Here is a 19,493-nt window from a genome sequence, read left to right as displayed (position 1 = left end):
TCTAAGGTTTGCGTAGTAGTCCAATTCGGACCAGCCACAGCACGGCCGCAAGCTCTGCGAGCCTCATAAACGGGTGTTCGAGATAGAAATCTTTAGTGGGGGAGAACGAAGAGAGCCCATCTTCTGGCCAATAGCTCCCCCATTCAAGGAGCCGATGGAGGTCATAGGCAACCAGGTTTACCGCCAGCAACCAAAGTGCAGCACCAGAGCGGAACCACAGCGCAATCACCAGGGCGATCGGCAAAGCGAGTACCGCTGAGATACGTAAGGATCGGACGCCGAAATCCTCAAACCCGTTTATGATATTTGGCCAGAAACGATAACCCAAAAGACCCGACATGTTCAAAACCGTCACCAAAAACCAAACTAGTACAACCCAGTAGACGGTTTCGGCGCGGATACGCGCTACGTCAACGTTCTCGCGTGGTTCACCGGGCCGAGAAAACGCCCCGGTCATGCGCCGTCCCATCAAGCCCAAGATCGAAAGCGTTGCCAGAACCAGTAATGCCAGTTGTGTCCATGCGGATGCAATCCACTCAAACATTGCGTAGTAATTGTAACCAAAGATATCTAGACGATGGCGTGATCCGGCAAATATTGGCGGGGCCACTACTAATGTGGCAAGCACGCCAAAAACGAAGAGCGCGCGCCGGCTCCCACGCGAAGACAAAACCAAAAATGCGACAGCCAACCCGATCAACAGGAGTGAAACGACAAACACCCCCTGTGTCTGAGTGCCGACACCTGACCACCCATAGTTCAGTATCGTACGCGATTGTCGCCAAAGCGCCCAAGCTGCAAGGAAGCCGACCCATCCGGCGAGAACATTTGAAAGGTAGTCGAGCTGCTTCATTTTCGTAGTTTCCAGTATTCGACAGAGCTGGTTCCCAGCCTCTAAACTACAGTCAAAGGTCAAAAGTTGGATGAAGCAAGCAAAACCTTTTGAGACACAGGTCTGTTTGAATTGACCAATATTGCTTCCCTGACGATCTCGCAATCGGCCACGACGGTGAGCGTTAAACGCAATGCGGACATTGATACCACCACTGCGAAATGGCGCTTTGTCCCGCAAAGCGGTTATTCTTTTAACAACAAATTTGACCAATCAGTCCCGATAATCAGACCCTTCTTGATCCAATATCGCGCACATTGCCTCAAAGTGCTGATCCCATGTTTCCATCGGGTAGTCTTCCCAATCGAGGGCGGTTTTTTCGGCGATGTCGTCGCTTAGTACCTTTAATGGCAGGCCTGTTGCGGCGGCTTTGAGGTACGTACCGCAGGCGCGTTCAAAGTAGTATAATTCATCAAAGGCCCGCGCGACACTTTCGGCGGCGGCCATCACACCGTGGTTGCCCATCACCAGAATGCGGTGCGGGCCTAGGGTTTTGGAAATCCGCTCGCCCTCTGATCCTAATCCCATGCCGCCGTATCCGTCGTCATATCCGTAACGCCGGAAAAACCGTGCAGTGTTCTGGTCGATTGGCGGAAGTTCCGCCCCAACAATACATGATAGCGCTGTAGCGTTGTCGGCGTGTACATGCAGGCAGGCACGGGCGCGTGGCTCATGACGGTGGAACGCGCCGTGGATGGCCCAAGCCGTGGGGTCGGGCGCATTTTCTTGACCAACCGTTGGCGCAGGGCCATCGGCGTGCCACAGGATCAGGTCAGACGCTTTGATGCGGCTGAAATGTAGTCCGGCAGGGTTGATCAAAAACGTCTTACCATCGTCCGACACCGCGAGACTAAAGTGGTTTGCGACCGCTTCGTGCCAACCTTCGCGAAACGCGAGGCGGAACGCGGCGGCAAGTGCGCAGCGTTCTTTGTAGTAATCAAGTTCTGGCATTATTTGGGCCTACCTAGCGGCATGTGCCGGTTCACGTCTTTGTAAAGTAGATATCGGAATGGCCCCGGACCGCCAGCATAGCAGGCTTGTGGGCAAAAGGCGCGAAGCCACATGAAATCGCCGGCTTCGACTTCGACCCAGTCTTGGTTCAGGCGGTACACGGCTTTGCCTTCTAAGACGTACAGCCCGTGTTCCATGACGTGGGTTTCGGCGAATGGTATGACGCCGCCGGGTTCCAACGTCACGATGTTCACGTGCATGTCGTGGCGCATGTCTGTTGGCTCAACGAAGCGTGTCGTGGCCCATTTACCGTCAGTGTCCGGCATTTCGATTTTCGTCGCATCTGCTTCATGCGTCACAAATGGTTCCGGCGCGTCGATCCCGTCGACGGCCTGATAAGTCTTGCGGACCCAGTGGAATGTTGCCGGGGCGTCGGTGTCGTTCGACAGTGCCCATTCACAGCTCGCCGGTAGGTACGCATAGCCGCCTGTTTTCAACCGATGAGTTTCGTCGCCGATCCGCAGGGTAAACCCACCGTCGACAATAAATAGCACCCCTTGGGCAGTTGCATCAGGTTCTGGGCGCGTGCTGCCACCACCGGGGGCGACTTCCATGATGTACTGGCTAAAGGTTTCCGCAAATCCCGACATTGGCCGCGCAAGAACCCAGGCACGGGTCTTTTCCCAATGTGGCAAATAGCTGGTCACGATGTCAGTCATCGTGCCCTTGGGGATAACTGCGTAGCTTTCGGTAAACATCGCGCGGTCGGTCAGCAGTTGGGTCTGCGGAGGTAGCCCGCCCTTGGGGCTATAGTATGGTGCGGTTGTCATGGATTTATCTCCCTTAGGGGCAGTTAACGGTACCCTCGTCCCAAGCGATAGGGGGAAGCGCATGAAAGGATTTAGTTGGAATCTTTGAAGGTGCAGAAATCTATAGTGTTTGCAGTGTAATTCCTGCGTTTTGCAGGTGATCCCGGATGCCGCAGGCCATTTCGACAGCCGCTGGCGTATCCCCGTGCAGGCAGATCGTGTCGATTTCGCAGGGGATGCGTTTGCCGCTTTCGGCGATGATGGCCCCCGCTTTGAGCATTTCAAGAATGCGGGGGGCGGCAATGGCCGTATCGTGCAGCACGGCGCCCGGCAGCCTTCGGTCGACCAATGTACCGTCGTCATTATAGGCGCGATCCGCAAAGATTTCTCCCGCCCAAGCGCAGCCCAAATCGCGTACAACGTCTTCCATCGCGGTCGCGGCGAGAACCATGATGATGATGTCGGGATCGACGGCTAGCGCGGTCTCAAAACAAACACGAGCTAGATCGGCATCGACGCAGGCCATGTTTGACAAGGCCCCGTGAAGTTTAAGGTGACGCACTTGCCCACCGGCACGCCGCGCCATGGCTTGCGCAGCACCCAATTGGTAGGCCACAGCGTTGGCAATTTCATCAGGGGGAATAGGCAGTTGCCTTCTGCCAAAGCCCTTAAGATCCGCAAAACCTGGATGCGCTCCAATCCCAACTCCGTTTTTGACGGCACGGGCCATGGTCTTGGCCATGACATCTGGGTCGCCTGCGTGAAAACCACAGGCAATATTGGCCGACGTCACGATATCAAGCAGTGCTGCGTCGTCGCCCATTGACCACGGGCCAAAACCTTCGCCCATGTCCGCGTTTAAATCGACTTTGCGTGTCATGGTATTCTCCCTATGGGTCGTTCCCGGCGGTAACACCGCTGATCAATTGATAGCTAAGCAGGTCTACTATGTCATGTGGGTCACGGATCATTGGCTGGCAATCTTTGCGTAGGTTCGCCAACAATGTCGTGTCTGAAACGGCCGTTGCGTCGGCATCGGCAAGGCTGATGAACGCAAAGCGCAGTTTTGTTCCCGGGGCGGCTTGGGCAAGTTTGGGTAAGTCGGCGGGTAGCACAGTGCCTATGCGGGGATAGCCCCCAATCGTTTGGCATTCTGACAACAAGACATAGGGCACCCCTTCGCCTGTCATCTGAATGTCACCCGGTACGATGAGGTCGGAAGTGATATTGAGCGCGCCATCTAGCGAAAAGCCGGCCCCATCGTGATCAAGTCGGACCCCTTGCCGATTGCCGCGCGGGCTTCGAACGAATGTCGTCTGCGCAAAGCTGGCTTTCGTGTCGTCACTAAAGAATGCGGTCTGGGGGCCGGGCATCACGCGGATCGTTCCACCAGTGGTCCGATCGTCAGTTGTTAACCGCTTTGGGGCGGACGTGGTGTCACTGTCTGTGCCAAGTGGCAGCGTGGTGCCCGTTTGTAGCACTGCTCCGATACCTGCGGTTAGGTGCGTGGACCTGCTTTCCAACACGAGATCGGTCTGGATGCCGCCTGCGAACGACAGATAACCGAAGGTACCGTGTTTTGCGCCGCCAATGTTTAGCCGTTGTCCGGCCCGTAGAAGGATAGTTGTGTTATGTGGGGCAGGGCTGTCGCCGATGGTTGCCTGCATGTGCGCCCCGGTCAGGACGATGCGGGTGTCGGTGTCCGTGCTGTACACCCCACCAAAGCCCATCATCTCTAACCCTGCTTGTGGCGGTGTTCCCAGTAACGCTGCCGCCTCAAGGATCGCTAGCCGATCCGCTGCGCCGCCGGTTGATAGTCCTTGGACGGTCCACCCCGGACGTCCTAAATCTTGCACGGTGACACCGGGGCCGATGCTGTGAATCGTAAGTGTCGGCATCAGCACAGTACCTTGCATGTGGCGCCGCCATTGGTGTCGGTTCGGTTTTGCAATGCGATTAATTCACTGTCCGCGACGGCGCAAAATTCCACGGCGTCGCCGGGGTTGAATGCAAAAGGCTCCGGGGCATCGGGTTGATAGACCCGAAATGCGGTTTGCCCGATATGCCGCCATCCGGTCGGCGCGTCCGCCGCGAAAATAATAAGCTGACGTACGGCGACGACCAAAGCGCCGTTGGGCATTTTGGGGGTCAGTTCACTTTGGCGCGGTATGTCCCAATGTGGCGGCAGCATCCCTAGATAGGGCTGCCCGGGGGCGAACCCGAGCGCGATCACACGCATGCGTTGCGATGTGATTTCTTTGACAGCTTGTTCTTGTGTTACGCCTGCCAGTTCTGCAGCCTGTGCCAATTGCGGCGCGTGGGCAGGACCAAAGGCCACAGGGATGCGCCAAAGACGGCGGGGGCCACTGTCCTGCTTTTCAGGGCGTTCAAGAAGGTCCACGATGTGCTGTGTGATATCGGCACGGTTGGTTCGCTGCGGATCAAAGCCGACCCTGACAGAGGTCAGAGAAGAGGCAACCTCGGTCACGCCTAGCAGTTCGGCATGTATGACTTGCGCCCGAAACGCGAGCGCTTGGCTGTTGGCTTCGTCCGTTAAGATGCGCGCGAAACGTACCAATACGCCGTCGACGCCTAGTGGACAGATTTCATGTTCGGTCATAGGCAATTTTCGATTGGTCCGCCCTTGGCCACCCAGTCGGTAAACCCGTGTTTCAGGTGTGACGCCTCAAACCCCATTTCGCTCAGGGTTGCGACGGTCAGCGCGGATCGCCAGCCAGAGGCACAGTGAAAGACGAAACGTTTGTCTTGAGCAAAGATGTCTTTGAAGTAGGGGCTGTCGGGGTCGACCCAGAATTCGACCATGCCGCGCGGACAGTGAAAGCTGCCGGGGATCGCGCCGCTGCGCTGGCGTTCACGCACATCGCGCAGGTCAACGAACACGACGTCTGGATCATCAGCCATCTGGATGGCATCAGCGGTGTCGATTTCCGTGATTTTGGCGCGGGCGCTGGCGACCATCGCCGCCGCTGTCGTTTTAAGCTGTCGCAAATTCGCCCCCTTCGACCAGTTGCGCGCCTATTTTACGCACAGCGTCGACCAGGATGTCCAGATCGGCACGCGTCGTTCGGTGATTTGTGATGTTTACCCTGATCACGGTTTGGCCGTGGATCAGCGTGGTTGACGGTACCGCGATCCCCTGCAGCTGTAGCTGGATCACGATTTCTTCGTTCAAACGGCTCAGGTCGGTGCCTGACGCGACATAGCTAAAACAACAGATATTCAGCGCGACAGGGGCACGCGTTTCCAGAACTGGGTCAGCGTCGATGAGTTCGGCCAAATACTGCGCTTGATCACAGTTTTGCGTAATCAACTGCCCCAGCTTTTCCGTCCCGTGTTCCACAAGCTGCGCCCAAATTTTGAGCGCACGAAACCCGCGTGACAGTTCCGGCCCATATTCAGTCGGCCAAGGGTTTCCCGCAGCGACACCACGATCAGTGCCCTTCAGGTAATCGGGCCGTTCAGAAAAAGCGCGGCGATGTGCATCTTCGTCTCGGATCAGCACAAAACCAGCGTCGTAATTCACATGAAGCCATTTGTGGAAATCAAACGCGATGCTGTCGGCGCGGGTAAGGCCCGATAGGCGCGGCTTGATTTTGTCGCTTAAGATCGCAGTCGCGCCAAATGCGCCATCGACATGCAACCAAAGTTTTTCGGTTTTCGCGATATCTGCCAGCGCTTCTAGATCATCAATTGCACCGACATTCACCGCGCCCGCTGTTCCGATGATGGCAAAAGGCGTTAGACCCGCAGCACGGTCGGCGGAGATCGCGGATTGCAGTGCACTAGTGTCTATTTCAAACGCGTCGTTCACCGGGATTTTGCGCAGTGCATCTGTACCCAGCCCAAGCATATCAAAGGTCCGCGCAACGCAAGAATGGGTCTGGGTAGATGTGTAGCCGACCAACCGGCCTGCTTGGATGCCTGATTGGCGCGAGGCAAAGTTGCTCATGCGATCGCGGGCAGCTTTTAAGGCCACCAATGTCGCGATGGATGTCCCAGATACGACCAACCCGCTTGCGGTTGCTGGAAAGCCGAACATCGATTTGCACCAGTTCACAACCTGTTTTTCGATGTAAATTGCGCCGTGGTCACGTCCGCCTAAATTCGCGTTCATCGCAGCCGCGACCATATCGGCCATGATGTTTGATGGCGTGCCAGCCCCGTGAACCCACCCAAAGAAACGAGGGTGGGTATTACCAACGCCGTATGGCAATAGGGCGGCCATTTGATCATCGGCCTTGTTTGCGTCGCCGTGGACCGGAAACGGAGGCGGCGATTTAAGATCATCTGGTACAGGCGTCCAAACACACCCTTCGCGTGCATTTGCCATCTTGTCGATTGATTTGTCCAACATCGCGTGCGCTCTTGCACGAAACGCGTCCCAATCTTCAGGGTCCAGAGAGTTCTCAGTCATGTTGCCTCGCTATTTATGCAGAATAGGAAGGTTGCGCGAAGAAATGACAAGTCGTGATATCACTTTTTTGAAATACTGAAGAGGGGCTTCATCTAGTGTGGTCAGATCCGGGTTGCGCGACATAGGTGACATATTTCTGGGCAAATGCTCATAATGTGTGACCAATTTGCGAATGTGCCGGCGTTTTTCTGGGATGACCTACTGGAAACCATGGACCTGCGGCCCTAACTAGGGGCGGATTGCGGTGTGGCATTCTGCCCGGCCAAAGCTCTATTGATATCGAAGGATAAACGACATGTCTCAGGATGGTTCTCCGGATTTGACCGGCAAACTTACGTTTGATGGCGACAAAGGAGCGGGGCGGTCAAAATGGGTGGCCATACTGATGGGGCTGGCGATGGTCGGCTGGATGGGAAGCGGTTATTTTGCCCCAACAGAGCCTGAAGAAGAAAACGCAGATGATAACGCGCCAAGCTTGGTGACTGTTGCCGTTCTTCCTTCGGCGGCGCAAGATGTGCAGTTGGTGCTGGCTGCTGAAGGGCAATCTATTCCTGATAGGTCGACTGAGATTCGTGCCAAAGCAAGCGGTCAAATCATCGAGGTTCTGGTCGAACGCGGCGATCTGGTGACATCCGGTCAAGAAATCGGTCGGATCGACGCTGAGACAATCGAAGCCCAAGTGCTACAGGCGCAAACGCAACTTGCCCAAGCAACGCGCGATTACAACAACGCTGTTTCTTTGCAAGATCGCGGTCTTGCGACCGAGGATCGTGTATCTGCTGCCCGCGCTGCCGAGGCAGCGGCAGAAGCTGCGGTAACCGCCGCGGTTGAGCAGTTGGATAACACTGTAATCACGGCACCATTTTCCGGCCGTTTGAATGATATGACACTTGATGAAGGTGAGTTTGTAACTAACGGGGATACCGTTGCCGAAGTCTTGGACAACGATCCACTAACTGTTGTCGTGCAAGTTCCCCAGCAAGCGCTTTCCCGATTGCACAAGGGCGATACCGCGCAGGTTTCCTTTATCACCGGCGAAGAACGTGTCGGTGTGATTGGCTTTATTGGCAGTAATGCAGACGCCCAAACCCGAACGTTTCGTGTTGAAGTTACCGTTGATAACCCAAACAGCGAAATGCCAGCGGGTCTAAGTGCGCGTATCGAGATACCGACGGGGCAGGCACGTGGTCACTTTATCTCTCCCGCGATTTTGTCGCTTGGCACCAGTGGTGATCTTGGGGTGAAAACCGTAGCCGAAGGTGACGTCGTAGCGTTTAGTCAGGTTTCTATCGTGCGGGCGCAACCGGATGGTATCTGGGTTACCGGGCTGCCTGACGAAGCCGATATTATCACAGTTGGCCAAGGCTTTGTGAATGCGGGTGATGTTGTTAACCCGCGTGCGCCTGTTGCTGACCAAACAGCGGATGCATCGCAATGAACGCCATAATTGACGCTGCCTTTAAGCGCAGCAAGGTTGTCCAACTGGTCCTAGTCTTTTTGCTTATTGTGGGTGCAGTTTCTTATTCTGCGATCCCAAAAGAAAGTAACCCAGAAGTCCCAATTCCAATTGTCTATGTATCAACGAGCCTAGACGGTATTTCACCCGAAGATTCCGAAGACGTTCTTGTTGGCCCAATGGAGGTTGAATTTGCGTCGTTGACCGGCCTGAAGTCGATGACAGGTATGGCGAGCGAGGGTCACGCAAGTGTGCAGCTTGAGTTTGAGCCGGGCTTTGATTCTGACGAGGCGCTTGATCGGGTACGTGAAGCGGCTGACAAAGCCGAGAATGAGCTTCCTCAAGACGCGAATGTCACGGTCACCGAAATCAACACTGCGCTGTTCCCGATTTTGACAGTCATTCTGTCAGGGCCGGTACCCGAACGGACGCTAAACACCATCACCGAGGACCTGAAAGACGATATTGAGGCTCTGGGTGGGGTGCTTGAGGTTGATGTGGGTGGTAAGCGTACTGAATTGCTAGAGGTTCTTATCGATCCGACGGTTTTCGAGACTTACAATTTGTCATTTGACGAATTGATCGGCTCTATCACGCGCAACAACCAACTGATTGCCGCTGGCGCAATCGAGAGCGAAGCAGGGCGTTTGGTTTTGAAAGTTCCCGGTCTGATCGAAGACCTAGAGGACGTCATGGAACTACCTGTTATGGTGCGCGACCAAACGGTTGTGACCTTTGGGGATGTTGCGACAGTCCGCCGGACTTTTGTTGACCCAACAGGGTTCGCCCGGATTGATGGCCAGCCTGCGCTTGCGCTTGAGATCAAGAAACGTTCTGGCGCGAACATTATTGAAACAGTCGCTGCTGTCCGTGAGGTCGTAACCAAGTCGAGCGAAGCTTGGCCTGAAAGCGTTCATATCCGCTATACGCTGGATGAAAGCGAAACCGTGGTTTCAATGCTTTCGGACCTAGAGGCGAACGTGATTGCGGCGATCTTTCTTGTGATGGTTGTTGTAGTTTATGCACTTGGTTTCCGGTCATCCATTCTGGTTGGTCTTGCTATTCCGGGCGCGTTCCTGACGGGTGTCGCTGTGCTGTTCATGATGGGCTACACAATGAATATCGTTGTGCTCTTCTCACTTATTCTTGTTGTGGGGATGCTGGTTGATGGGGCGATTGTGACCGTCGAATTGGCGGATCGTTATCTTCATGAAGGACGATCGCCCAAAGCGGCCTATGCCGAAGCGGCTAAGCGGATGGCATGGCCCATCATCGCGTCGACGGCGACAACACTTTGCGTGTTCCTGCCGCTGTTGTTCTGGAAAGACATCGTTGGCCAGTTCATGAAATTCTTACCCATTACGGTTATTTGCACATTGGCGGCATCGCTATTCATGGCGCTGATTTTCATCCCCGTGATGGGCGGCATCATCGGCAAGCGGCAACCGCAGTCTGCTAAGGCGCAGGCGCAAATGTATGCGGCGGAACGCGGTGATCCACGCAAGATGACCGGCTTTATGGGCGGCTATGTGCGTGTTCTTGAATGGTCGCTGTTGCGCCCTTGGATTACGCTTAGCTTTGCGGTTATGGCGCTGGTCGGTTCGTTTGTTGCTTACGGTACCTTTGGTAACGGGCTGACGTTCTTTCCATCGGTCGAACCTGATTACGCGCAGGTAGAAGTGCGCGCCAAAGACAACTTCTCTGTCTACGAACAAGATGCGCTTGTCCGACAGGTCGAAGCACGGCTCGAAACCTATGATGAAATCGCGAGCATCTATTCTCGGTCAGGGTCATCGGCCAGCACCGGCGATGTGATTGGTTCTATCCAACTTGAGCTGACAGAGTGGGATACCCGCCGTCCGGTGGCGTTGATTGCCGAAGACATTCGCGCGGATATGGCGCAGATTCCAGGTATCGATATTCAGGTCCAAACCGACTCTGGTGGGCCGGGTGGTGGCAAGCCGATTAACCTTGAAATCCGTGGTAACAATACTGCCGATCAAGAAGCCAGCGTTCAAATCATCTTAGATGAAATGGAACGCATGGGCGGGTTCATCGACGTTGTCGACAGTCGCCCAAGTCCGGGTGTGGAGTGGCAAATCAGCGTTGACCGGTCAGAGGCTGCACGCAGCGGTGCTGACGTTGCCCTGCTTGGGCAGGCGGTTCAGCTTTTGACGCGCGGGATTACCGTTGCTGACTATCGCCCTGACGACACCGACGAAGAAGTCGACATCGTCGTCCGCTTCCCAGCGGTCGACCGGACGCTTGCAGAGCTGGAATCACTGCGCGTTCCAACTGCGTCGGGTCTCGTTCCGATTTCGAACTTTGTGTCGTTTATCCCTGCTCCACGTAGTGGAATCATCACGCGCATTGATCAGGAACGCGTAGTGTCCATTTCTGCTGACGTTGCACCGGGTGTTTTGGCAAACGATCTGACGGTTGCTCTTGAAGACGGTTTGGGGGATCTTGGTCTACCTGCTGGTATCGACGTGAAATTCGGTGGTGAAGCAGAGGATCAGGCGTCATCCATGATCTTTTTGATGGGGGCATTCGTCGCGGCGATTGGTCTGATGTTTGTGATCCTGCTCACGCAGTTCAATAGCTTCTGGCAGGCGTTCATCGTCATGTCCGCGATCATCTTCTCGATTGCTGGCGTGTTGCTGGGCCTCATGATCACCGGGCGTCCGTTCGGTGTTGTTATGGGCGGGATCGGTGTGATCGCGTTGGCGGGGATTGTTGTGAACAACAACATCGTGTTGATCGACGCGTTCAACGAATTCAAGCAAGAGGGGCTATCTTCGCTAGAGGCTGCTTTGCGCACAGGTGCGCAGCGTTTGCGCCCTGTTGTACTGACTTCGGTGACGACTGCGCTGGGTCTGATGCCGATGGTAATTGGGTTGAATATCAACTTCTTTACCCGCGAAATCGTCTATGGCGCGCCGTCCAGCCAATGGTGGACCGAACTGTCTAGCGCCATCGCAGGTGGGTTGGTTTTTGCGACCATCCTGACGTTGCTGGTGACACCTGCGATGTTGATGCTGGGCGAACGCCGGGCGGCACGCTTTGCCGGGAACGCGGCGCCAATGCCGGCAGAATAAACCGACACTGGACCAATAGAAAAAGGGCGCGGCCATTGCTGGTCGCGCCCTTTTCGTTTCTTACGTGTTGTTGATTACTTTAGATCAAAGCGATCAAGTTCCATCACCTTGGTCCATGCAGCAACGAAGTTGTCCGCGAACGTCGCTTTTGCGTCGTCTTGCGCGTAAACTTCTGCGATTGCGCGCAGCTGCGAGTTGGAACCAAACACGAGGTCAGCACGTGTGCCTGTGCCAAAGACTTCGCCAGTTGTGCGATCACGGCCTTCGAACAGGTTCGCGTCACCTTCGACTGGTTTCCATTCGGTCTTGATGTCCAGAATGTTCACGAAGAAGTCGTTGGTCAGTGCATCAGTTTTGTCTGTGAAGACGCCGCTTTTGCTATCGCCGACATTCGCGCCAAGTACGCGCAGGCCACCAACCAGAACGGTCATTTCTGGCGCGGAAAGCGTCAGAAGCTGAGCACGGTCTACCAGCAGCTTTTCAGCCGGAACGGTAAAGTCTTTTTGCAGGTAGTTACGGAAACCATCTGCAAGCGGCTCTAGCACGTCATAGCTTTCGACATCGGTGTCTTCTTGCGACGCATCGGTACGGCCCGGTGTGAACGGAACAGTCACATTGTGGCCCGCATTTTTCGCAGCTTGTTCAACAGCAGCGCTGCCGCCCAGAACGATCAAGTCAGCAATCGATACTTTCTTGCCGCCGGACTGTGCCGCGTTGAACGCGCTTTGGGTGCTTTCCAGTTTAGCCAGAACTTTTGCCAGCTTTGCTGGTTCGTTTGCTTCCCAGTCTTTTGCAGGAGCCAAGCGAATACGCGCACCGTTTGCACCACCACGGTTGTCTGAACCACGGAATGTAGATGCAGACGCCCAAGCTGTAGAAACGAGTTCCGAGATTGTCAGGCCAGAGCTAAGCAAGTCAGCTTTCAGCTTTGCGATATCGGCGTCGTCGATCAGGTCGTGATCAACAGCAGGGATTGGATCCTGCCACAGCAGATCTTCTTGGGGAACGTCAGCACCAAGGTACAGTGACTTTGGACCCATGTCGCGGTGTGTCAGTTTGAACCAAGCACGTGCAAACGCGTCTGCGAACTCTGCAGGGTTTTCCAAGAAGCGCTTGGAAATTGGTGCATAGATCGGGTCGAGCTTCAGCGACATATCTGCCGTTGTCATCATTGGCGCGTGGCGTGATCCGTCGTGCGCATCAGGCACGGCATCAGCCATTGCACCGTTCGCAGGTTTCCACTGGTGCGCACCGGCTGGGGATTTCGTAAGCTCCCAGTCGTTGTTCAACAGAGTTTCAAGGAATGTCATGTCCCACTTGATCGGTGTTGGGCTCCATGCGCCTTCGATGCCGCTTGTCGTGGTGTGAACACCCTTGCCGCTTTCGAATGCGTTGGTCCAACCAAAGCCCATCGCTTCCATTGGTGCCGCTTCTGGCTCAGGACCAACAAGTGCTGGGTCGCCCGCACCGTGTGCCTTACCGAATGTGTGACCACCCGCAACCAGCGCAACAGTTTCTTCGTCGTTCATCGCCATACGTGCAAAGGTGTCACGTACGTCACGACCAGATGCCAGTGGGTCAGGGTTGCCGTCTGGGCCTTCTGGGTTGACGTAGATCAGACCCATCTGAACCGCAGCGAGCGGGTTTTCTAGTTCACGCTCACCAGAATAGCGGCTGCCTTCTTTATCGGAAGTCGCTAGCCATTCAGCTTCGCCACCCCAATAGATGTCTTCTTCTGGTTCCCAGATGTCTTCGCGGCCGCCAGCGAAACCAAAGGTTTTGAAACCCATAGATTCGAGCGCGATGTTGCCGGTCAGGATCATCAAGTCGGCCCAAGAAATCTGGTTGCCGTACTTTTGTTTGATTGGCCACAACAGGCGGCGTGCCTTGTCGAGGTTGCCGTTATCTGGCCAGCTGTTCAGTGGCGCAAAACGCTGTGTACCTGAACGCGAGCCGCCGCGGCCATCCGCCGTACGGTATGTACCGGCACTGTGCCAAGCCATACGAATAAAGAACGGGCCATAATGACCATAGTCAGCAGGCCACCAATCTTGGCTGTCTGTCATCAAGGCAGTTAGGTCGGCCTTGATTGCTTCGAGGTCTAGTTTTTTGAACTCTTCCGCATAATCAAAATCCGCGCCAAGCGGATCAGATGCTGGTGTGTTCTGGTGCAGAATGCGCAGGTTTAGCTGGTTTGGCCACCAGTCACGGTTTGACCGCCCTGCGAATGTAGTGTGCACTGCACCTCCGTGTGCAACGGGGCATTTCCCGACGTTGTCTCCGTCCATCTTTTTCTCCGATCCTGGCTGGGTCTATTTATATTAGCTAAGCTGTCGCGACCGGGGCCTCTCCCCACCGCTCGGTCGTCAATTATCATAGTTTTAGAATTAGTTTAAGTTGCATTTTTTAATTGTTACGATAACTTCATCTTATGAAGAATTTGACGCTCAAACAACTGCGCTATTTCGAAGCACTTGCACGCCACGGTCATTTTGGCCGCGCAGCAGATGCTTGTTCTATCTCGCAACCTGCTTTGTCTGTTCAGATTAAAGAGCTAGAAGAAAGCCTTGGAACGCCGCTTTTTGAGCGTAGCCCAAGGCATGTACGCCTGACATCATTTGGCGAAAGCTTCGCTGGGCGGGCGAGGACCATACTACAGTCGGTGGATGAATTGGGTGAAATGGCGCGTGCGGCCCGTGGCAGATTATACGGACGTTTGCGGATCGGGGTGATACCCACGATCGCGCCTTATCTTCTGCCCAAACTGATTAGCCATCTGGACGAAGCCCACCCCGAACTTGATGTGCATATCCGGGAAACCGTGACGCCGCGATTAATCGATGAGCTGTCTGATGGTCAGATTGATGTTGCGATTGTTGCCTTGCCTGTGTCGGAACCTTGGATGACCGAGGTCCCATTGTTCGACGAAAGCATGGTTTTGGTACGCCATGAATCCCAAGCAGAGCTGCCAGTACCCAGTCCGGACGCATTACGGGCTATGCGCTTACTATTGCTGGAAGAGGGCCATTGTTTTCGTGATCAGGCGCTTTCGTTCTGCAACATCCAAACCGCTGTCCCGCGTGAAGGATTGGATGGCAGTTCGCTTTCGACGTTGGTGCAGATGGTCGGCGCTGGCATTGGGGTGACGTTGATCCCAGAAATGGCGATTCCAGTCGAAGGGCGGGCTGCGCCGGTTTGCGTGGATCGTTTCACCGGAAAAGAACCCAGCCGAACAGTCGGGATGATTTGGCGCAAAACAAATCCGCTGGCGCACCAGTTCGACGCATTGTGCGATATCGTCCGTAAATCGGGGCAACTATGACGTATAAAACGAACCCATTGAATCCGATGTTATCTGCGGATTTGGATCTATTCACGTTTTGCCAAAGCGATACAGCGGCAGAGCAGGGCATCTATAACTTGCCGCAAGAGGTGGGTGTGGTTGAAAACCTAACCCGGCTTTGTCAGCAGGTATTGCAGCCAGCGATTACCCACTTCGATCTCCCGTTGTTTATCACTAGTGGATATCGCTGCCCCCGTTTGAATGCTGAAATCGGTGGATTGCCGGATTCGCAGCATTTGCGGGGCGAGGCGGCAGATATCATGATGGGTGGTATTGCGAATGACACGCTGGCGCTTTGGCTTATCGACAATACCGATTTCGATGAACTGATCCTTGAAAAGTTCGACCCGCGTTGCGGGGAATATGGCTGGGTGCATGTGTCTTGTGTGGCCATGGGGAATCGAAAAAAGGTGTCGACCTTTGATGGCGACGCCTTTCATGATGGGTTTCACTATTTCGACCTAGCGGGGAAGTAGATGTGCCCCTTGCGGTACCGGATCGTCAAAGGTTTTTAAGCTGTCGCCAATCGCTTCTTCCACCAAATGCTGGATCAGTTCAGAAAACAGGAGTGGCGGATCAGCAGCTTCCCAAAGGAAGAACCCATATGATCCGGGGATCGGGTTGATCTCGTTGAACCACAGTTCACCGGTTTCGCTATCGACCATAAAGTCGATCCGTGGTGCACCGCGTAGCCCGAGCACCGAAAATGCAGCTGATGCGTATTCGTAAATGCGCGCCTTCAGCCCTTCGGGGATGTCCGGGTTTATGTCGCGGGTTAGTGAAAGCATCCCTTGTGATGGCACGGGGGAATTCCCCAATTTGCCGCCCTTCTTGGGTGGGCCGCCGTCTCCAGAGGCGAGATACTTCTCTTTAAAATCTAATAGGTCAGCGGATGATTTGGGGCGTTCGATCGCGGAATGGCAAATCTGACCGTCGCGATATGTTAGCGCGACATTGTATTCGACCAGATTTTGAACCTTCGGTTCGATCAACGCAAATCCGTCTTGGCGCAGCACCGCTTGGCTAAGCGCGATTAAGGTTTCGTCGTCAGTCGCGATGCCGACCCCGATGCTGGACCCAAGGTTGGCAGGTTTCACAATCGCAGGATAGCCAATTTGCTGGGCGACCTTTTGTGCAAAGGCTTTGGGATTTTGCAGGGTCGCATGGTTTGCGACCACGTGATCAACCACATTTACACCAACGGTTTTAACAATCGCTTTAGTCGCGTCTTTGCGCATCGCGATGGCAGAATTCGTGGCGTTAAACCCAGTGACAGGAATGCCGAGCAATTCCATCATGCCTTGGATGCGGCCATCTTCGCCGTAGGGGCCGTGAAACACTGGTAATACGCAGTCAATATTCTTAGACCAGCTGCCGTCAGCGGCATTAATACAAGGGCCATTGTCGCCCCATGCAAATGTTACTTGCTTTAGCCCACCGGGGCGGGGCCGAAACGCGCCAAGATCACGCAGGCGTGCGCCTTGCATAAAGCGCCCTTCGAAATCTAGATAAATCGGGATGATGTTGAGCTTGCGCAGATCGGCGGCATCCATCAACTGCTGGGCGCTGACAACGCTCACGTCGTGTTCTTGGGTTGGTCCGCCAAAGACAACTGCTATATTTAGCTTGGTCACGTTGTACTGTCCTAGAATATCGTTTGCCTCAGTGATAGTTATACGTCCAAGGGCAGGCAAGCGCCACAGCAGGTGGTGCCAATAGATAAAAAGGTGAATGCGGATGAAGCCAATCGCGAGCGTCGAGCTGGGGCAACCAGATGGACCAGTTGTTGTCTTTGCCCACGGTTGGGGGCGAACCCATGCAGATTTTCTGCCCGTGGCGGAATTGATTGCAGGGCAGGCGCGCTGCATTCTTTTTGATTTGCCCGGCTTTGGCGATACACCCCGCCCAGATGATGCGTGGGATACGAATGACTATGCCGACTACATGCGTACGGTTCTGGCTGAAAAGATTGGTGATAAACCGTGTATCTGGGTCGGCCACAGCTTTGGTGGTCGTGTGGGGCTGCGATTAGCTGCGCAACAGCAAAGCCCGATTGCACAGATGGTGATTGTTGCGGGGGCAGGGGTGAAACTTCCTCGCTCTCTTTGGCAACAGCTTCGTGGTCAATGGCGTAGCTTCTTGTTCAAACGCAAAAAGGCCCGCGCGACAGATGACTACGAGATCATCGACCTAGAAAAGAAATACGGCAGTGCCGATTATGTCCATAGTCGCGAGATTGGGATGCGGGACATCTTTATCCAGACGGTGAAGGAAGATCAGACAAATGATGTAGGGCGTATCATCGCGCCGACGCATTTGATTTACGGATCAAAGGATACCGCCACCCCGCCAGCCGAAGGCCGGGTGCTGCACGCTCATATCCCGAACTCTACTTATATAGAGTGTCCTGAATTCGATCACCTGTCTGTGCTGACACGCGGACGGCACCAGATTGCAAACGTGATCAAAGATATCCTGACCGAGGCCCGCACATGATTATTCTCGCTAAACTGATCGTCATGGGTGCGCTTGGCTATTTGCTACAAACGCGACTGCGCACGCTGCTCGCGTATTTCCAGCAAGAGGAATACGACGGTGCCCGCTATGTCGGCGCACTGCAATCGGTACGCCTGTACGATGTGCGTGCAAGTGCTGCCATTTTGATCGCGCTGGTAATCATGTTGATGACAGGCCCAAGCGCCGTCGTGATGTTGATCCTTGCAGCGACGCTGGGCGCAATCATCTGGGACGAGAAAAGGTACCGCTTTAAAAAGCCGCTTGCGATGACCGAACGCGCACGCCGGATCTATCTGCTTGCGGCAGCATTCTTGGTTTTGCCGTTCTTGATAAGCTTCTACTGGCTGATCTTCGCGATCATCACCATTCAGCTTGCCCCCTTTGCCTTGATCGCTGCCAATCAGGTGCTTGCACCGTTCCAGCAACGCATCAACGACAAGTATATAGTAGAGGCCCGCGAAAAGCTGGCACGCATGGATCCACAACGGATCGGGATTACCGGCAGCTTTGGTAAGACGACGGTTAAACACATCCTTGCAGAAATCCTCGAGGGATCAGCCCCCGTATTCTATAGCCGGGGCAGTATTAATACTGTGCTGGGGCTGACCCGCCATATCCGCCAGCGCCTGCAATGGTCGCACAAGTATTTCATCGCCGAGATGGGCGCATATGGTGAAGGGTCAATCAAACGGCTTTGCGATTTTGCACAGCCGACCCTTGGTATCGTGACCGCAGTGGGCGACGCACACACGGAACGCTTTGGCAGCATCGAAGCAATCGCGCGGGCAAAGTCAGAACTGGTAGAATATGTGTGTAGCAACAACGGCACTGCCATCATCAATGTCGATGTGTTGCGCCATGAGCCGTTTGCAAAACTAAAAGAACAATACGGTAAGCAGGTCATTTCAGTCGGTGCGCAAGATGCGGACGTGATTGTGAATGCGCAAACGGCTGCAGGTGGTGGCTGGACGATTGGCTTGCACTGGGTTGATGGATCGCATGCTGATGCTAGCTTTGATCTGCCATTGCTAGGCGATCATAACGTGATGAACGCCGCGCTGGCCGTTGTCTTGACGTTGCATGTTGATCCTGCGCTCGTCGACGACCTGCCGTTCTTTACCAAGACCGTCTCGCAAATCCCGCACCGTTTGCAAAAAGTCGAAAACCCCGGCGAGCCGCTGATTCTTGATGATGCGTATAACGCGAATGAGCTGGGCTTTAAGTCTGCCGTTGCCACGATGCACGATCTTGCCAAAGAACGTGGCGGTCGCGCGATCCTTGTGACGCCGGGTGTCGCTGAGCTTGGGTTAGAGCATGACGCGGTGCACGCCCGACTTGCCCAGACCTGCAATGATTTCTGTGACACTATATATGTAGTGAACCCAAGCCGGATCCGTAGCTTCGCTGATGGCCTTGATAAAGGGCAGGTCAATGTGATCGAGGTAGCATCCTTCTATGAGGCGCGCGCCAAGATTGATGCGGACATCCAAACCAAGGATGTTGTGCTTTACGAGAACGATCTTCCTGACCTCTTAGAGGAGCAGCGCTTTCTTTAATGCGGGATGAGCAGCTTAAGAATCAAAAATCCCGGCATTTTGCCGGGATTTTTGATTCTTTGGTGTGTGTTTTGGTGTTTTGGTTGGGTTGGGTGTGTTTGATTCCTGGTCTGCTTGTGGGCTATTCTGTGGATAAGTCTACATATTGTGTGATGTGTTTGCTTTCTGCTTAAGAAAATGGCGTTGGCGGGTTTTTTCTTGATGACGTGTGGCTGTTATGTGTTTGAATTTGTTTGTTAAATTCTATTTAACGCAAAAACTTTGCGATTTATCAAAAAAGGGGTTGCGGGTCCCGGGCGGTAACCTTAGAACCCCCTTACCGGACGAGCAGAGACGCTCTAACGGGGCGCCGGACGGGTCAGACGGAAGCGGAGACGCTGAGGGATGGATCGGGGGCGGTAAGAAATTTTGAGGTATTTGAGGCGGGGCGCGCCAT

The 19,493-nt window shown here is 54.5% G+C and carries 16 protein-coding genes; 6 read left to right on the top strand and 10 right to left on the bottom strand.

Annotated features, from left to right (window positions below):
* Position 1 precedes the first annotated feature (1 nt).
* From CLV80_RS16885 to CLV80_RS16850, 8 genes are all read right to left on the bottom strand, one after another.
* Positions 2-853, bottom strand: a complete 852-nt coding sequence (locus tag CLV80_RS16885; protein WP_106359118.1) for a hypothetical protein — start codon at positions 851-853, stop codon at positions 2-4.
* Positions 854-1,105: 252 nt separating this feature from the next.
* Positions 1,106-1,843 carry a class II aldolase/adducin family protein gene (locus CLV80_RS16880; RefSeq protein WP_106359117.1) on the bottom strand — a complete coding sequence of 246 codons (738 nt, stop codon included), beginning with the start codon at positions 1,841-1,843 and terminating at the stop codon, positions 1,106-1,108.
* Complete coding sequence (locus CLV80_RS16875; protein WP_106359116.1) at positions 1,843-2,673, bottom strand: bifunctional allantoicase/(S)-ureidoglycine aminohydrolase; 831 nt, start codon at positions 2,671-2,673, stop codon at positions 1,843-1,845. Before CLV80_RS16875 ends, CLV80_RS16880 begins: the two co-directional genes overlap by 1 nt.
* A 100-nt stretch (positions 2,674-2,773) precedes the next feature.
* Complete coding sequence (locus tag CLV80_RS16870; RefSeq protein ID WP_106359115.1) at positions 2,774-3,532, bottom strand: LamB/YcsF family protein; 759 nt, start codon at positions 3,530-3,532, stop codon at positions 2,774-2,776.
* A gap of 10 nt (positions 3,533-3,542) precedes the next feature.
* The gene (locus tag CLV80_RS16865) at positions 3,543-4,550 is read right to left on the bottom strand and encodes a 5-oxoprolinase subunit C family protein (RefSeq protein WP_106359181.1); all 1,008 of its coding nucleotides are present in this window, start codon (positions 4,548-4,550) and stop codon (positions 3,543-3,545) included.
* Positions 4,550-5,272 carry a 5-oxoprolinase subunit B family protein gene (locus CLV80_RS16860; RefSeq protein WP_106359114.1) on the bottom strand — a complete coding sequence of 241 codons (723 nt, stop codon included), beginning with the start codon at positions 5,270-5,272 and terminating at the stop codon, positions 4,550-4,552. Before CLV80_RS16860 ends, CLV80_RS16865 begins: the two co-directional genes overlap by 1 nt.
* Entirely contained in the window at positions 5,269-5,661 is a 393-nt protein-coding gene (locus tag CLV80_RS16855; RefSeq protein ID WP_243394608.1) for a rhodanese-like domain-containing protein, read from the bottom strand. Before CLV80_RS16855 ends, CLV80_RS16860 begins: the two co-directional genes overlap by 4 nt.
* Positions 5,648-7,087, bottom strand: a complete 1,440-nt coding sequence (locus CLV80_RS16850) for a pyridoxal phosphate-dependent decarboxylase family protein (protein ID WP_106359113.1) — start codon at positions 7,085-7,087, stop codon at positions 5,648-5,650. Before CLV80_RS16850 ends, CLV80_RS16855 begins: the two co-directional genes overlap by 14 nt.
* A 295-nt stretch (positions 7,088-7,382) precedes the next feature.
* On the opposite strand from CLV80_RS16850, the gene CLV80_RS16845 reads away from it, so the two are divergent.
* Together CLV80_RS16845 and CLV80_RS16840 are read left to right on the top strand one after the other, a co-directional pair.
* Positions 7,383-8,525 carry an efflux RND transporter periplasmic adaptor subunit gene (locus tag CLV80_RS16845; RefSeq protein WP_106359112.1) on the top strand — a complete coding sequence of 381 codons (1,143 nt, stop codon included), beginning with the start codon at positions 7,383-7,385 and terminating at the stop codon, positions 8,523-8,525.
* Entirely contained in the window at positions 8,522-11,641 is a 3,120-nt protein-coding gene (locus tag CLV80_RS16840; RefSeq protein WP_106359111.1) for an efflux RND transporter permease subunit, read from the top strand. The genes CLV80_RS16845 and CLV80_RS16840 overlap by 4 nt, the downstream gene beginning before the upstream one ends.
* A gap of 74 nt (positions 11,642-11,715) precedes the next feature.
* Here the strand turns inward: CLV80_RS16840 and katG are convergent, their stop codons facing one another.
* A complete protein-coding gene (katG, locus tag CLV80_RS16835) occupies positions 11,716-13,929 on the bottom strand; it encodes a catalase/peroxidase HPI (RefSeq protein ID WP_106359110.1) in 2,214 nt (737 codons plus the stop codon).
* A gap of 143 nt (positions 13,930-14,072) precedes the next feature.
* Here katG and CLV80_RS16830 point away from each other — a divergent pair, with 143 nt between their 5' ends.
* Together CLV80_RS16830 and CLV80_RS16825 are read left to right on the top strand one after the other, a co-directional pair.
* On the top strand, positions 14,073-14,963 hold the full coding sequence (locus tag CLV80_RS16830; RefSeq protein ID WP_106359109.1) for a LysR substrate-binding domain-containing protein: 891 nt from the start codon (positions 14,073-14,075) through the stop codon (positions 14,961-14,963).
* Positions 14,960-15,460: a D-Ala-D-Ala carboxypeptidase family metallohydrolase gene (locus CLV80_RS16825; protein ID WP_207766609.1), complete on the top strand. Its 501-nt coding sequence runs from the start codon at positions 14,960-14,962 to the stop codon at positions 15,458-15,460. The genes CLV80_RS16830 and CLV80_RS16825 overlap by 4 nt, the downstream gene beginning before the upstream one ends.
* On the opposite strand, the gene CLV80_RS16820 is transcribed toward CLV80_RS16825, so the two are convergent.
* On the bottom strand, positions 15,446-16,564 hold the full coding sequence (locus CLV80_RS16820; protein WP_375342204.1) for an ATP-binding protein: 1,119 nt from the start codon (positions 16,562-16,564) through the stop codon (positions 15,446-15,448). The genes CLV80_RS16825 and CLV80_RS16820 overlap by 15 nt on opposite strands.
* A gap of 157 nt (positions 16,565-16,721) precedes the next feature.
* Here CLV80_RS16820 and CLV80_RS16815 point away from each other — a divergent pair, with 157 nt between their 5' ends.
* The gene (locus tag CLV80_RS16815) at positions 16,722-17,480 is read left to right on the top strand and encodes an alpha/beta fold hydrolase (RefSeq protein WP_165793410.1); all 759 of its coding nucleotides are present in this window, start codon (positions 16,722-16,724) and stop codon (positions 17,478-17,480) included.
* Positions 17,477-19,057, top strand: a complete 1,581-nt coding sequence (locus CLV80_RS16810) for a Mur ligase family protein (protein WP_106359107.1) — start codon at positions 17,477-17,479, stop codon at positions 19,055-19,057. Before CLV80_RS16815 ends, CLV80_RS16810 begins: the two co-directional genes overlap by 4 nt.
* Positions 19,058-19,493: the final 436 nt, after the last annotated feature.

The organism is Yoonia maritima, assembly GCF_003003285.1.
GTDB classification, from domain to species: Bacteria; Pseudomonadota; Alphaproteobacteria; order Rhodobacterales; family Rhodobacteraceae; genus Yoonia; species Yoonia maritima.
The sequence above is the reverse complement of the archived record's forward strand: the minus strand, read 5'-3'. Positions and strand labels throughout refer to the sequence as shown.